This window comes from Microbacterium thalli, from assembly GCF_028737325.1.
Classification (GTDB): domain Bacteria; phylum Actinomycetota; class Actinomycetes; order Actinomycetales; family Microbacteriaceae; genus Microbacterium; species Microbacterium thalli.
In genome coordinates, this window is record NZ_JAQZCH010000002.1 from 549,422 (window position 1) to 563,788 (window position 14,367).

The following is a 14,367-nucleotide window of genomic DNA, read 5'->3' on the forward strand; positions in this document are numbered from 1 at the left end:
GGGAAGGATCAGCGATGACGAACACGCTTCTGCCGACCTCGATCGTCGGCAGCCTGCCCAAGCCGTCGTGGCTGGCCCGGCCCGAGGTGCTCTGGTCGCCGTGGGAGCTCGAGGGCGCCACCCTGGCCGAGGGCAAGCACGACGCCCTGCGCGCGGCGGTCCACGAGCAGAGCCGACGCGGCATCGACATCGTCAGCGACGGCGAGCAGACCCGCCAGCACTTCGTCACCACCTTCATCGAGCACCTCGACGGCGTCGACTTCGAGAACCGCGAGACGGTGCGCATCCGCGACCGCTACGACGCGAGCGTGCCGACCGTCGTGGGTGCGGTCAGCCGCCGGCGTCCGGTCTTCGTGGACGACGCGGCGTTCCTGCGCCGGCAGACCGACCAGCCCATCAAGTGGGCGCTCCCCGGACCGATGACGATGATCGACACGCTCTCGGACCGCCACTATCGCAGCCGCGAGAAGCTGGCCTGGGAGTTCGCGATCATCCTCAATCAGGAGGCTCGCGAGCTCGAGGCCGCCGGAGTCGACATCATCCAGTTCGACGAGCCCGCGTTCAACGTGTTCTTCGACGAGATGAAGGACTGGGGCATCGCCGCGCTCGAGCGCGCCGCCGAGGGCCTGCGCGCCGAGACGGTCGTCCACATCTGCTACGGCTACGGCATCGAGGCCAACAACGCCTGGAAGGCGACCCTCGGCTCGGAGTGGCGCCAGTACGAGGAGTCGTTCCCGCTCCTGCAGCGCTCCACCATCGACGTCGTGTCGCTCGAGAGTCACCACTCGCACGTACCGCTCGATCTCATCGAGCTCATCCGCGGCAAGAAGGTGATGCTCGGGGCCATCGACGTCGCCGGCCACAACGTCGAGACGCCCGAGGAGGTCGCCGATACCCTCCGGCGAGCGCTCGAGTTCGTCGATGCGGACAAGCTGATCCCGAGCACCAACTGCGGCATGGCCCCCCTCCCCCGGCAGGTGGCCTTCGACAAGCTCAGCGCGCTCGCGGCGGGCACCGGAATCGTGCGCGCAGAGCTCGCGGGATCGGCCGTGGCCACCGTGCGCTGACGGCCGGGGGCCGCCACGCCTGGCGATTATCCCCGGTCCGCCGCCCCTCCTCCCGGTTCTGACCGGCGCAGACTGGCGGCGGAAGGACGGTCGTCCCGTGATCTCGATCCCCGCAGCCCTCAACGCCCAGGCCGACAACGGCATCCACAAGGTGGCGGGTATGGGCTCCCCCGCTCGGTTCACCGTCTCGGGCATGCTCGCCGGCGCCTACATCGGCGTCGGGGTCGTGCTGATGGTCAGCGCCGCCGGTCCGCTGGCGGACGCCGGTTCGGGCTGGGCGAAGCTCGTGTCGGGGCTCGTCTTCGGTGTCGCGCTGACGATCGTCCTCGTCGCCGGCGGCGAGCTGGTGACCTCGTCGATGATGACGCTGCCGCAGGCGGCGTTGATGCGGGCGGTCGGTCCGGGCCGGGCGACCGCGGCGATGCTCTGGACGTTCGGCGCCAACCTCGTCGGCTCGGTCCTCTTCGCCGCGCTCATCGTCGCGTCGGGCGTCCTCCACAGCAACCCCGCCGCCGGCGCCATGGTCAGCGACATGCTCGCCGCCAAAGCGCACGAGGGGCCGGTCGAGCTGTTCGCCCGCGGCATCCTGTGCAACGTGCTGGTGTGCGCCGCCGTCTGGATGACGGTGCGGCTGCGCAGCGAGAGCGCCCGCATCCTCGTCGTCTTCGCCGCCATCCTCGCCTTCATCACCTCGGGCTTCGAGCACGTCGTGGCGAACATGACGACCTTCACGATCGGGCTGCTGACCGGCGACCCGTCGGCGACCCTCCCCGGCTTCGCTCTGAACCTCCTCCTCGTCGGCACGGGCAACCTCGTCGGCGGCGCGCTGATCGTCGGCGCCGGCTACTGGCTCGTGGGCGGATCGCCACGGGTTCGGGATGTCCCGAATTCTGCCCCCCGCGCGCAGATCCGAGAGACCTCGGCTGGTTAGACTGAGCCGTCCGCGGGAGTGGTGGAATTGGCAGACACGCAGGATTTAGGTTCCTGTGCCTCACGGCGTGTGGGTTCAAGTCCCACCTTCCGCACGGATCGGGCGTTCGCCCGTACCGGAGTCATCCTCTCCCGACGGGAAAACCGTGCATCAGATCGCTCTCATCCCCTGGCTCGACCCCGCCACCATCATCAGCGCGGCCGGGCCGTGGGCTCTGCTCGTGGTGTGCTTCATCGTCTTCGCCGAGACCGGCCTGCTGGTCGGCTTCCTGCTGCCGGGCGACACGCTGCTGATCATGGCGGGGCTGCTGTCGAACCCCGTCACGCACGCACCGCACGGCGTCTTCGGCATCAACGTGTGGCTCGTGGCGCTGCTCATCGGGTTGTCGGCCTTCCTCGGCGGTGAGGTCGGCTACGTCATCGGACGTAAGGGCGGTCCCGCCGTCTTCGAGCGCAAAGAGAGCGGGCTGTTCAGCCGACGCAACGTCGAGCGGACGAACGCGTTCTTCGAGCGCTACGGCGGGGTCACCGTCATCCTGGCCCGTTTCGTGCCCATCGTGCGCACCTTCGCGCCCGTCGCGGCGGGCGTGGGGAAGATGGCCTGGCACCGCTACACGCTGTACAACCTGATCGGGGCCGTGCTCTGGGGCTTCGGCCTGACGATGATCGGTTACCTCGTCAGCCTCATCCCCGGCGTCGGCAGTTTCGTCGCGCAGTACATCGACGTCATCCTGCTGGTCGCCGTCGCCGGCACCCTCGTCTTCATCGTCTGGCACTACTTCGCAGAGAAGCGGAAGTCGAAGAAGGCGATGGCCGCAGGCCCCGACAACTTCACCGACGCCGACGAGGCGCAGGAGCTCGTCCTCGACTCCGAGATCTTCGAGCAGCACCCGCACCCGCACGGTCGTTCCGAGGCGGGTCGCGTCGGTCCTCCCGCGGACCGGCACGAGCCGCCGCGCGTCTGATCAGGACGCCTTCGCGCTCTTCTTCGCGGCCGGCTTCTTCGTCGGAGACTTCTTCGCGGTCGACGTGCTCGCCGACTTCTTCGCGCTGCTCTTCTCCGACCCGCCGTCCTCGTCAGCGTCGTCGGATGATCGCGAGGCGGATCCACCGCCGCCGGACGAGCCACCGCGCGCCGCGCGGCTGCGCTCGACGCTCGCCCGCAGTGCCTCCATCAGGTCGATGACCTCGCCACCGTCCGTGTCGGCCTGCTCGCCGAAGGTCTCGGAGGTGTCGAGCGCGTCGCCCTTCTCGAGCTTGGCCTCGATGAGGGTGCGCAACTCCTCCTGGTACTCGTCGGTGAACGCGGCCGGGTCGAAGTCGCTCGAGAAGCTCTCGACGAGGGATGCCGACAGCTCGAGCTCCTTCGCCGAGATGCGCACCGACTCGTCGAGCGAGGGGAACGCCGCCTCGCGCACCTCGTCGGCCCACAGCAGCGTCTGCAGCACGAGGACGTCGCCGCGCACGCGCAGGGCCGCCAATCGCGTCTTCTGTCGCAGCGAGAAGCGGACGATCGCGGTGCGGTCGGTCTGCTCGAGCGTCTTACGCAACAGCACGTACGACTTCGGCGACGACGAGTCGGGCTCGAGGTAGTACGCCTTGTCGAGGGTCAGCAGGTCGATCTGCTCGCTCGGGACGAACTCGACGACGTCGATCTCGCGGCTGCGCTCGGACGGCAGCGAGGCCAGGTCATCCTTCGTGAGCACGACCGTCCGGTCGCCGTCGTCGTAGGCCCGGTCGATGTCGGCGTACGGGACGACCTCGCCGTCGATCTCGCAGATGCGCTGATACCGGATGCGGCCGCCGTCGGCGTTGTGCACCTGGTGCAGCGACACGTCGTGGTCCTCGGTCGCCGAGTAGACCTTCACCGGCACGTTGACGAGCCCGAACGTCAGGGCGCCTTTCCAGATCGATCTCATGAGAGCAGTACACACCGCAACCACCCTCCGCGACCAGCGGGTGGCGCAATAGCCTGTCGTCGTGGCAGGAGAGCAGACGGTGCGGGTCGACGGCCGTCGCCTGCGCCTGTCGAACCTCGACAAGGTGCTCTACCCCGCCACCGGCACCACGAAGGGCGAGGTCATCGAGTACTTCTCCCGCATAGCGCCGCTGATGCTGCCGCACCTCGACCGGCGACCGGTCACCCGCAAGCGGTGGCCCGAGGGCGTCGAGCAGTCCGACTTCTTCGCGAAGGACCTCGAGCGCGGGGCGCCGTCATGGCTCCCCCGCCTGCCGATCGACCATTCGAGCGGCTCGAAGGACTACCCCCTCGTCGAAGAGGTGGCCTCGCTCGTCTACCTCGCCCAGGTCGCGAGCCTCGAACTGCACGTGCCGCAGTGGCGGTTCACGGATGTCGGTGAGCGCGGCGCCCCCGACCGGCTCGTGCTCGACCTCGACCCGGGGCCGGGCGTCGGGTTGGCCGAGTGCGCCGAAGTGGCCCGCTGGGTGCGCGACATCCTCGCCGGCATGGGGATGGAACTGTTCCCCGTCACCAGCGGCAGCAAGGGCATCCACCTCTACGCCGCGTTGGCGGGCGAGCAGACCAGCGACCAGGCTTCGGCGTTCGCCAAGGAGCTTGCGCGCGCCCTCGAGGCCGATCATCCCGACCTCGTCATCAGCCAGATGACACGCAGCGCACGAGCGGGCAAGGTCTTCCTCGACTGGAGCCAGAACAACGGGTCGAAGACCACGATCGCCCCGTACTCGCTGCGCGGGCGTGCCGAGCCGACCGTCGCGGCGCCGCGCACCTGGGACGAGCTCGACGACCCCGCCCTGCGGCACCTGAGCTTCGACGAGATGCTCGAGCGCGCCGATCAGGTCGGCGATCTGCTCGCTCCCCTGGCGGCGCAGCGCACGGCACCGCTCGCGCCCTATCTCGCCAAGCGCTCGGCGGAGCGCACCCCCGAGCCCATGCCGACGACGGCGGCGCCCGTCCGCGCCGGCGAGGCGCCACGGTTCGTGGTCCAGGAGCATCACGCACGTCGGCTGCACTACGACCTGCGGCTCGAGCGCGACGGCGTGCTCGTGAGCTGGGCCGTGCCGCGCGGCATCCCCGATTCGTCCGATCGCAACCACCTCGCGGTCATGACCGAGCCCCACCCGCTGGAGTACCTCACCTTCGCGGGCGACATCCCCGCGGGCGAGTACGGCGCCGGCACGATGAGCATCTGGGACACCGGCACCTACGAGCTCGAGAAGTGGCGCGACGACGAGATCATCTTCACGTTGCACGGCAGACGAGGCGGCGCGGAGGAGACCCCGCGGCTCGTGCTCATCCGCACGAACGGCGCAGGCGAGAAGTCGCAGTGGCTGCTGCACCGGATGAAATCGGATGCCGCTGCGCCCCCGGTCGCCGGCCGGGCCTCGGCCGAGGCGGCGGCACCGACGACGGCGACGACGCCCGCGACGGGGTCCGTGGCGCCGATGCTCGCGGTGTCGGCCTCGCCGAGCATCGGCCGCGCGGCAGCGGAGCGCTGGGGTGCGTGGGTGGAGTTCAAATGGGACGGCGTCCGCGCGATCGCGCAGTGGGACGGCGAGCGGCTGCGGCTCTACGCGCGCAGCGGCACCGACATCACCGACCGTTATCCCGAGCTCACCGACGCCGACCTGGGCCTCGGACCCGAGCCGCTGACCCTCGACGGCGAGATCGTCGCCCTCGACGGCGCGCGGCGTCCGAGCTTCTCGCTGCTGCAGAACCGCATGCACCTCACGAAGGCTCGCGACATCGCCCGCGAGCGCGAGCGCACCCCGGTGGACTACTTCGTGTTCGACCTCCTGCGGCGCCGGGACCTCGACCTCACCTCGCGCCCCCTGCGGGAGCGCCGCTCTCTGCTGGAGCAGGCCACCGCGGGATCGCGCGCCCCGCTGACGGTGCCCCCGCGGACCGACGACCTGGACGCCGCCCTCACCGCGGCGCGCGAGCTCGACCTCGAGGGCGCCGTCGTGAAGGATCCCGGATCGCGCTACCGCACCGGCATCCGCTCGGAGGAATGGCTGAAGGTCAAGCTCTCGCGCACGCAGGACGTCGTCGTCGGCGGCATCCGTCCGGGCAAGGGCGGGCGCCGCGGCGGGATCGGGTCGCTGCTGCTCGGCATCCCGGACGAGGACGGTCTGCGCTACGTCGGCCGCGTCGGGTCGGGCTTCTCGGACGCCGAGCTGACCCGTCTCGATGGCGCCCTCTCGCCCCGGCGGTCGCAGCGGAACCCCTTCGTAGGGGTGCCGTCGGCGGACGCGTCCGATGCCCTGTGGGTGCGACCCGAGCTCGTGGGCGAGGTCGAGTTCGCCGAGTTCACCCCCGGCGGCACGCTGCGCCACGCGCGGTGGCGCGGCCTGCGGCCCGACCGCGCACCGGAGGACGTGCGGCGCGAGGCGTAGACACCGCGGCCGAGGGGCCGTCGCCGGTCGGTCAGAGCGCGCGCAGCAGCTCCGTCAGGGCCACGAAGGCACGTGCCCGATGCGAGGCGGCGTTCTTCTCGGCCGGCGACCACTGTGCGACCGTGCGGGCGGGTTCGGGCTGCTCGTCGGGAACGAACACCGGGTCGTAGCCGAAGCCGCCCTCGCCCGCCGGAGCCGTCGCGAGCCGTCCGGGCCAGACGCCCTCGACGACGTGCTCGGTCTCACCGTCGACCAGGGCGATGACCGACACGAACTGCGCCGTGCGACGCGGGTCGGCGATGTCGGAGAGCTGGTCGAGCAGCAGGGCCGTGTTGGCTGCGGCATCCTTCTGGTGCCCCGCCCAGTAGGCCGAGAAGGCGCCCGGTGCGCCGCCGAGGGCGTCGACGCAGATGCCGGAGTCGTCCGCCAGGGCCGGCAGCCCCGTGTGAGCCGCCGCGGCGCGGGCCTTGATCAGGGCGTTCTCGGTGAAGGTGACGCCGTCCTCGACGGGCTCCGGTCCGTCGTACCCGACCACCGCGAGGTCGGGGCGCACCGCCGCGACGATGGCGTGGAACTCCTCGACCTTGTGGGGGTTGTGGGTCGCCAGGACGATGCGGGCCGTCATGCGAGCGTCGCCGCCTGGATGCCGCGCAGCTCGGCGCAGCCGTTGACACCGAGCTCGAGGAGGGCATCGAGCTCCCGCTTGTCGAAGGGAGCGCCCTCGGCGGTTCCCTGCACCTCGACGAACAGGCCGCGGCCGGTGACGACGACGTTCATGTCGGTCTCGGCGCGCACGTCCTCGACGTAGGCGAGGTCGAGCATCGGGGTGCCGTCGATGATGCCCACCGACACGGCCGACACGGAGTCGACGAGGGGCGTCGCGCGCTGCGCGACGAACTTCTGCGAGCGACCCCACTCGATCGCATCGGCCAGCGCAACATACGCGCCGGTGATGGCGGCGGTGCGGGTGCCGCCGTCGGCCTGCAGGACGTCGCAGTCGATGACGATCGTGTTCTCGCCGAGTGCCTTGGTGTCGACGACGGCGCGCAGGGCGCGTCCGATCAGGCGCGAGATCTCGTGCGTGCGGCCGCCGACCTTGCCCTTGATCGACTCGCGGTCGTTACGGCTGTTCGTGGCGCGGGGCAGCATCGCGTACTCGGCCGTGACCCAGCCCTTGCCCTTACCGGTGAGCCACCGCGGAACGCCGTTGGTGAACGACGCCGTGCACAGCACCTTGGTGCCGCCGAAGCTGACGAGCGCGGAACCCTCGGCGTGGGCGCTCCAGCCCCGCTCGATCGTCACGATGCGCAGCTGGTCGGCGGTGCGCCCGTCGGCGCGCAGGGAATCGGTCATGGGGTGTCTCCGATCGAACGGCGGATGAGGGTCAGGATGCCGGCGGCGTCGCAGCCGGCTTCGGCAGGGTGATCGCGCCCGTCTGCACGAGACGCACCGAGGGCACGCCCCGGCCCATGAGGCGGTCGGCGAGGGCGAGGAAGTCGTCGGCGGAGTCGCCGGTCGCTTCGTAGACATGGCGCGGCACGGCGTCCGGGCTCGCGAGCAGCCCCCGCGAGACGAGCTGGCGGTAGACGTCCTTCGCGGTCTCGGAGTCGCTCGAGACGAGCGTCACGTCGGGCCCCATCACGTAGCTGATCGCGCCCTCGAGGAAGGGGTAGTGGGTGCAGCCGAGCACGAGGGTGTCGACCCCGGCCTCGCGCAGCGGTGCGAGGTACTCCTCGGCCACCGCGAGCACCTCGGGTGACTGCGTGATGCCGGCCTCGACGAACTCGACGAAGCGCGGACAGGATGCCGCGAACACCGACAGCCGCTCGTTCACCTCGAGCATGTCCTGGTAGGCGCGGGACGCGATCGTACCGACGGTCCCGATGACGCCGATGCGTCCGTTGCGGGTCGTCGAGATGGCCGTGCGGACGGCGGGGTTGATGACTTCGACGACCGGGACGTCGTAGCGCTCGCGGGCATCGCGCAGCAGCGCCGAGGACGCCGTGTTGCAGGCGATCACGAGCATCTTCACGCCCTCGTCGACGAGGGTGTCGAGGACCTCGAGGCCGTACCGACGCACGTCGGCGATGGGCTTGGGACCGTAGGGCGAGTGGGCGGTGTCTCCGATGTAGAGCAGCGACTCCCGCGGCAGCAGCTGCGAGACCGCCCGCGCCACCGTGAGCCCGCCGACGCCCGAGTCGAAGATGCCGATGGGCGCGTCGTTCACGATCATCGAGCCTACCCCGCGTCGCTACAGTGGCAGACATGACGGCCTCCAGCGCTCTGCTCACCGACCGGTACGAGATCACCATGCTGCAGGCGGCACTGCGCGACGGCACGGCCGACCGCCAATGCGTCTTCGAGGTGTTCGCACGCCGGCTCGCCGGTGGCCGGCGGTTCGGCGTCGTCGCCGGGACCGGGCGTCTGCTCGAAGAGATCGAGAGCTTCCGCTTCGGCGACGACGAGCTCGATTACCTCGAGCAGCACGGTGCGATCGACGAGCGGACGCGGCGCTGGCTCGCCGACTACCGCTTCACCGGCACCATCACGGGCTACCGCGAGGGCGAGCTCTACTTCCCCGGCTCGCCCGTTCTCACGGTCGAGGGCACCTTCGCCGAGGCCGTCGTGCTCGAGACGCTGGTCCTCAGCATCCTGAACTACGACTCCGCCGTCGCCACCGCCGCGGCCCGTATGGCCATCGCCGCCGGCGACCGTCCGCTCGCCGAGATGGGCTCGCGCCGCGCGCACGAGCGCAGCGCCGTCGCGGCCGCCCGTGCCGCGCACATCGCCGGGTTCGGTGCCACGAGCAACCTCGAGGCGGGCCGCACGTGGGGCATCCCGACGATGGGCACCGCCGCGCACGCCTGGACGCTGCTGCACGACAGCGAGGAAGAGGCGTTCCGCAGCCAGGTCGATGCGCTCGGTGTGGACACCACCCTGCTCGTGGACACCTACGACATCACCGAGGGTGTCGCCACCGCCGTCCGCGTCGCCGGGCCGGGCCTCGGCGGCGTGCGCATCGACTCGGGCGACCTGCCCACGGTCGCCGCGGACGTGCGCGCTCAGCTCGACGACCTCGGTGCGCACGGGACGCGCATCACCGTCACGAGCGACCTCGACGAGTACGCGATCGCCGCGCTGGCGGCATCCCCCGTCGATGCGTACGGCGTCGGCACCTCGCTGGTGACCGGCTCGGGCACCCCCACGGCGGGCATGGTCTACAAGCTCGTCGCACGCCAGAACGACGACGGATCGTGGCTCTCTGTCGCCAAGGCGTCGGCCGACAAGGTGTCGCACGGCGGACGGAAATCCGCCTTTCGCGTCCTGGCGAACGGCACCGCATCGGAAGAGGTCGTCGTCGTCTCGGACGGGTTCGAGCCGCTCGACACCCCCGCCGAGCACCCCGACGCCCGCCCGCTGCAGACCGAGCTCTTCACCGCAGGCGGGCCCGTCGCCGACTGGACCGGCGCGGCCGGCGTGCGCGCCGCCCGCGAGCACCACGCCCGCGTGATCGAGGAGATGCCCGTTCGCGCCCTCGCGCTCAGCCGGTCCGAGCCCGCGATTCCCACGGTGTACCGCGACGCCGACTGACGCGCGTGTCCTCGAACGCGACAACGGGTCGGGGCGCGTCAGCGCATCATCGACTCGTAGATCTCCTTGCACGTGGGGCAGACGGGGAACTTCTCGGGATCGCGGCCCGGCGTCCACTTCTTGCCGCACAGCGCCCGCACGGGCTTGCCCGTCATCGCCGACTCGAGGATCTTGTCCTTCTTGACGTAATGCGAGAAACGCTCGTGGTCGCCGGGCTCGATCGACTCTTCGCGGATGAGCTCCTCGAGCTCACGGTCGAGGGTCGCGAGACCGCCCTGGTCGGGAGAGTCGAGAGGAGTGCTCATGCCGGAATTCTATCCGCGAACCCTCAGGTGGTCTCGGCGAAAGCCATCAGCCGGTCGCCCCGCCGATCGAACACGGCTCCGCCGATGAGGATGCCCACGACGAGCACCAGGATGCCGGTGCCGAGACCGACCCCGAGGGCCCACCACTGCGCGTCTGCGACACCCTGCAGGAAGCGCCAGCCCCACCAGAACGCCGGCACGGACGTGAGGATCGCCCCCAGCAGCACGAAGCCCTGCGACACCCCTCCGCCCGTGCGCTGCGGCTGCTGGAAGGGACTGTCGCCGTGCCGTGCCACGGCGTACGGCGCCACGACGGAGGCGATCGACGACAGTCCGAGGCCGCCCAGCAGCAGTGCACTGCACACACCCACCATGACCGGCAGCACCGACCAGTCGTCGTGGATGCCGACGCCCACGGGGATCGCGATCGCCAGGAGCGGCAGCGCGACGAGGAACAGCGGAACCAGACGGCCGACGCGGTCGGAGACGCCGCGCACCGCGCTGGAGATGTGCAGCCAGACCGCCGAGCCGTCGTAGGCGAGGTCGTTGTGCACCAGCCAGCCGAGGAACAGCGCGATGACCGGCGCCGGGATGAGCGCCGCCGTCTCGCGGGAGACCCCCACGATCACGAGCGGGACCACCACGGCGACCGCGGCGATCGGGATGATGGCGATGTCGACGAGGTAACGGGGGTCGCGCAGCCAGTAGATGAGCGAGCGGGCGGCGACGGCGCCCCCGGGCGTCCCGGGCGTCACCGTGAACCAGCCGAGACCACGACGCTCGCGCACCGAGACCGGCCGTTCCGTCCGCGTCAGCATGTGGCGCACGATGAGCGCCCACGCGGCCCCGAGAGCGACCGGGGTGAGGATCGCGACCGCCACGACGGCGGGAGTCGGGGCGAGCGGCAGCACCCACGCGGCTCCGAGCGGCGTGACCGACAGCGCATCGACCGCCGACTGCAGCGCCGGCGGCACGCCGTCCGCCCAGTTCAGCGACGCGAGGAAGACCGCGACGGGGATCGCGATGACGGCCAGCCCCAAGAGCAGCAACGACGTCAGTTCACGCGAACGCCGATCGGCGAGGACGAGGGCGGCGACCCCGAGGGCGACCCGCGCGAACAGCAGGTGCGTGACGACCAGCAGAGCAGCCGCGAATACGGATGCCGTGGCGGAGACCCCGTGCGCCGACCAGGTGCGAGCGGCCGACACCGCGACCGCGATGAACGCCACCGACGGGAGGCTGATGGGCGATGCGAGGGCCGTCGCGGCCGCCACGGAGCGCCACCCGCGACCGGTCACGCCGAAGCGGCGCGGATCGAGCGGGTCGCGCACCGGGGCGATGAGCGGCACCAGGACGAAGCACAGCGTGACGGCGGACCCGCCGATACCGAGCACGACGAGCGTGCTCGTCATAGGGGCGTCCTGCAGGCGGACCAGGGCGAAGCTCGCACCCGCCACGAGCAGCAGCGCTGCCGCAACGGCGGCGAGGGCGCGACCGCGCTGATATCGCAGCGCGCCCACCAGGAGCGCGAGTCTCAGTCGGAGAACGTGTGCAACCACTCGAGCCCCTCCACCGCGCTGGTTCCGCCCGCGAGCTCGAGGAAACGCTCTTCGAGCGTGCGACCGTCGCGCACGTCGTCGACCGACCCGGACGCGAGGATCCGTCCGCCGACGAGAACCGCGACCCCGGAGCAGGCGCGCTGCACCAGCTCCATGCCGTGGCTCGAGAGGATGACCGTGCCGCCGTGGGCGACGTACTTCTGCAGGATGTCGAGGATGACGGCGCTCGAGACGGGATCGACCGACTCGAAGGGCTCGTCGAGCACGAGGAGACGCGGCGAGTGGATCATCGCGCCGGCGAGCATGACCTTCTTGGTCATACCGGCCGAGTAGTCCGCGACGCTTCGTCCGAGCGCATCGGTGAGGTCGAACGCGCGCGCGAGGTCACCGATACGGTTCTCGACCACCGCAGGCTTGAGCCCGCGCAGCACGCCGTAGTAGTAGAGCAGCTGTCGTCCCGACAGGCGGTCGAAGGTGCGCAGCCGATCGGGGAGGATGCCCATCTGACGCTTCGCGAGGGACGGTCGGCGCGCGAGGTCGATGCCCGCGATCTCGACCGATCCGCGGTCCGGACGCAGCAGGCCGGCGATCATCGAGAGCGTCGTCGTCTTTCCGGCGCCATTGGGACCGACGAGCCCGTAGAACGATCCCGCGGGAATCTCGAGGTCGACGCCGTCGACGGCGCGCGTCTCGCCGTAGATCTTCGTCACGCCGCGCAGACGCAACGCCGGAGCGACGGGGGGCGCCTCGGCGGCCGGCTTCGATACGTCACCGGCGTCGGTGTCCGGTTCGACCACGAGCGCACTCGTGGCCGCGAGGATCGCCGTGTCGTCGGTGTCCGCGGGCGCGACGACGTCGGCCTCGGGCTCAGCGACCGGCTCGGGCTCGGGCTCGGGCTCGGCGACCGGCTCGGGCTCGGCGACCGGCTCGGGCTCCGGCTCGACAACCACCTCCGGCTCGGGCTCGGGCTCGGCGACCGGCTCGGGCTCCGGCTCGGCCTCGACGATCGGCTCGGGCTCAACGACGGGCTCGGGCTCCGGCTCCGGCTCGACAACCACCTCGGGCTCGGGCGCAACGACCGGCTCGGGCTCACCGACCGGCTCGGGCTCGGACTCGACAACCGCCTCGGGCTCGGGCTCGACAACCGCCTCGGGCTCGGGCTCGACGACCGGCTCGGGCTCGGGCTCGACGACCGGCTCCGGCGCCGTGCCCGCGTCGGACTCCGGCTGCGGCGGTGCGGTCGCGTCGTCGTACTCCTCCGCGACGGCGGGATCGGTCGGTTCGCTCGGCGGTGCGACGAAGGCAGCTGCGGCGACCGCGGCAGGAACCTCGGGAAGGGGAGGCGCTGCCGTGGCCGGCCGCGGCTTCCGAGGCTTGCGCGGCTTCTTGGCGGCCGAGCCAGTGGAAACCGCGCCGGACGATGCGGTGGCGGGCTTCCGCGGCGGGCGGGGTTTGGGCGTCGGCGGCACCGCGGCAGTCGCCTGGGGCGCACCCGCGAGACCCGCGGCCGCGACCTCGGCGGGCACCGGCGGGAGCGGGGGTGCGGGGGCATCGACCACAGAGGTGACGGGCCGTCGATCCTGGGGGGCGGGGGGCTCGGCTGTCACTCGACCAACCTATCAAGGGGGCCGTGTTTGCCCCGGCGCGTCGTCATCGGGAGTAGCTGTGAACTGCGCTACCAGCAAGGTCACGAAAGCACAACGGCACGACGGGTTACTGCGACCTCACAGGAGTCATCGCTACCATGAAGGATCGGTGAGCCAGGTGTCGTCCCGGTGAACCCTGCTCTAAATCGTAACTTCAGGAGATGTCGTGAGCCTTCAGATCGTGATCCTCGCCGCCGGGATGGGCTCGCGCCTGGGCCGTTCGCTTCCGAAGCCGCTCACGGAGCTGGGCGACGGACGCAGCATCATGCAGCAGCAGCATGACAACATCCGCTCCGCCTTCGGCGAGGATGCCCGCATCACCACGGTCGTCGGCTACCGCGCCGAGACGATCGTGGATGCCTTCCCCGACGTCGACTACGTCTACAACGCGCGCTACGACCAGACGAACACGTCGCAGAGTCTCCTGCGCGCGCTCAAGGCGAGCGGCCGCGGCGGCGTGCTGTGGATGAACGGCGACGTCGTCTTCGACCCCCGGGTGCTGGGCCGCGCTGTCGCGTTCATCGAGCGCGACCAGTCGTTCGTGACGGTCAACACCGCGAAGGTCAGCGACGAAGAGGTCAAGTACACCGTCACCGCCGAGGGCTACATCAACGAGCTGTCGAAGACCGTCCGCGGTGGCATCGGCGAGGCTGTCGGGATCAACTACATCTCCTCGCGCGACAAGAAGGCCCTCATCGCGCAGCTCGGCCGCGTCGACGACCAGGACTACTTCGAGCGCGGCCTCGAACTGGCGATCGCTGAGAACGGCGTACTGCTCGAGCCGATGGACATCTCCGACCTGTACGCGGTCGAGGTCGACTTCGCCGAGGACCTCGAACGCGCGAACCTGTTCGTCTGACGTCCGCGGGCCCTCCGGCCGCGAGAGGATGGGTGT

General features: G+C 70.8%; 13 protein-coding genes and 1 tRNA gene. 7 read left to right on the plus strand and 7 right to left on the minus strand.

The genetic code is table 11. The annotated features are described in order from the left end of the window. Positions 1–14 precede the first annotated feature (14 nt). From PUW82_RS10540 to PUW82_RS10555, 4 genes are all read left to right on the plus strand, one after another. Positions 15–1,067, plus strand: a complete 1,053-nt coding sequence (locus tag PUW82_RS10540; RefSeq protein WP_274222242.1) for a methionine synthase — start codon at positions 15–17, stop codon at positions 1,065–1,067. 97 nt (positions 1,068–1,164) lie between these two features. Then, entirely contained in the window at positions 1,165–1,998 is an 834-nt protein-coding gene (locus PUW82_RS10545) for a formate/nitrite transporter family protein (protein ID WP_274222243.1), read from the plus strand. Between the two features lie 12 nt (positions 1,999–2,010). Continuing rightward, positions 2,011–2,092, plus strand: a tRNA-Leu gene (locus PUW82_RS10550). A 51-nt stretch (positions 2,093–2,143) separates the two neighbouring features. Then, positions 2,144–2,962 (plus strand): DedA family protein, encoded by an 819-nt coding sequence (locus PUW82_RS10555; RefSeq protein ID WP_274222244.1) that lies wholly within the window; start codon positions 2,144–2,146, stop codon positions 2,960–2,962. Here the strand turns inward: PUW82_RS10555 and ku are convergent, their stop codons facing one another. Further along, positions 2,963–3,916: a non-homologous end joining protein Ku gene (ku, locus tag PUW82_RS10560; RefSeq protein ID WP_274222245.1), complete on the minus strand. Its 954-nt coding sequence runs from the start codon at positions 3,914–3,916 to the stop codon at positions 2,963–2,965. 61 nt (positions 3,917–3,977) lie between these two features. Here ku and PUW82_RS10565 point away from each other — a divergent pair, with 61 nt between their 5' ends. After that, positions 3,978–6,371 (plus strand): ATP-dependent DNA ligase, encoded by a 2,394-nt coding sequence (locus PUW82_RS10565; RefSeq protein ID WP_274222246.1) that lies wholly within the window; start codon positions 3,978–3,980, stop codon positions 6,369–6,371. A gap of 31 nt (positions 6,372–6,402) precedes the next feature. On the opposite strand, the gene rdgB is transcribed toward PUW82_RS10565, so the two are convergent. From rdgB to murI, 3 genes are read right to left on the minus strand one after another with little or no spacing between them, the layout of a single operon-like run. Beyond that, on the minus strand, positions 6,403–6,996 hold the full coding sequence (gene rdgB, locus PUW82_RS10570) for an RdgB/HAM1 family non-canonical purine NTP pyrophosphatase (RefSeq protein ID WP_274222247.1): 594 nt from the start codon (positions 6,994–6,996) through the stop codon (positions 6,403–6,405). Beyond that, on the minus strand, positions 6,993–7,724 hold the full coding sequence (gene rph, locus PUW82_RS10575) for a ribonuclease PH (RefSeq protein WP_274222248.1): 732 nt from the start codon (positions 7,722–7,724) through the stop codon (positions 6,993–6,995). Before rph ends, rdgB begins: the two co-directional genes overlap by 4 nt. Before the next feature lie 31 nt (positions 7,725–7,755). Continuing rightward, positions 7,756–8,598 (minus strand): glutamate racemase, encoded by an 843-nt coding sequence (gene murI / locus PUW82_RS10580; protein ID WP_274222249.1) that lies wholly within the window; start codon positions 8,596–8,598, stop codon positions 7,756–7,758. 38 nt (positions 8,599–8,636) lie between these two features. Here murI and PUW82_RS10585 point away from each other — a divergent pair, with 38 nt between their 5' ends. Next, positions 8,637–9,962, plus strand: coding sequence for a nicotinate phosphoribosyltransferase (locus PUW82_RS10585; protein ID WP_274222250.1), 1,326 nt, complete (start codon positions 8,637–8,639; stop codon positions 9,960–9,962). A 38-nt stretch (positions 9,963–10,000) separates the two neighbouring features. Here PUW82_RS10585 and PUW82_RS10590 read toward each other — a convergent pair whose 3' ends face one another. From PUW82_RS10590 to PUW82_RS10600, 3 genes are read right to left on the minus strand one after another with little or no spacing between them, the layout of a single operon-like run. Then, entirely contained in the window at positions 10,001–10,267 is a 267-nt protein-coding gene (locus PUW82_RS10590) for a DUF3039 domain-containing protein (RefSeq protein ID WP_274222251.1), read from the minus strand. A gap of 23 nt (positions 10,268–10,290) precedes the next feature. Beyond that, a complete protein-coding gene (locus tag PUW82_RS10595) occupies positions 10,291–11,826 on the minus strand; it encodes a hypothetical protein (protein WP_274222252.1) in 1,536 nt (511 codons plus the stop codon). Further along, positions 11,802–13,433 (minus strand): ABC transporter ATP-binding protein, encoded by a 1,632-nt coding sequence (locus tag PUW82_RS10600; RefSeq protein WP_274222253.1) that lies wholly within the window; start codon positions 13,431–13,433, stop codon positions 11,802–11,804. The genes PUW82_RS10595 and PUW82_RS10600 overlap by 25 nt, the downstream gene beginning before the upstream one ends. A gap of 205 nt (positions 13,434–13,638) precedes the next feature. On the opposite strand from PUW82_RS10600, the gene PUW82_RS10605 reads away from it, so the two are divergent. Further along, the gene (locus tag PUW82_RS10605; RefSeq protein WP_274222254.1) at positions 13,639–14,331 is read left to right on the plus strand and encodes a phosphocholine cytidylyltransferase family protein; all 693 of its coding nucleotides are present in this window, start codon (positions 13,639–13,641) and stop codon (positions 14,329–14,331) included. The last annotated feature ends 36 nt before the right edge of the window (positions 14,332–14,367 follow it).

Coding starts and splice junctions, on each gene's coding strand:
- PUW82_RS10590 (WP_274222251.1), bottom strand. CDS start 10,267: ATGAGCACTCCTCTCGACTCTCCCGACCAGGGCGGTCTCGCGACCCTC.
- PUW82_RS10585 (WP_274222250.1), top strand. CDS start 8,637: ATGACGGCCTCCAGCGCTCTGCTCACCGACCGGTACGAGATCACCATG.
- ku (WP_274222245.1), bottom strand. CDS start 3,916: ATGAGATCGATCTGGAAAGGCGCCCTGACGTTCGGGCTCGTCAACGTG.
- PUW82_RS10540 (WP_274222242.1), top strand. CDS start 15: ATGACGAACACGCTTCTGCCGACCTCGATCGTCGGCAGCCTGCCCAAG.
- rdgB (WP_274222247.1), bottom strand. CDS start 6,996: ATGACGGCCCGCATCGTCCTGGCGACCCACAACCCCCACAAGGTCGAG.
- rph (WP_274222248.1), bottom strand. CDS start 7,724: ATGACCGATTCCCTGCGCGCCGACGGGCGCACCGCCGACCAGCTGCGC.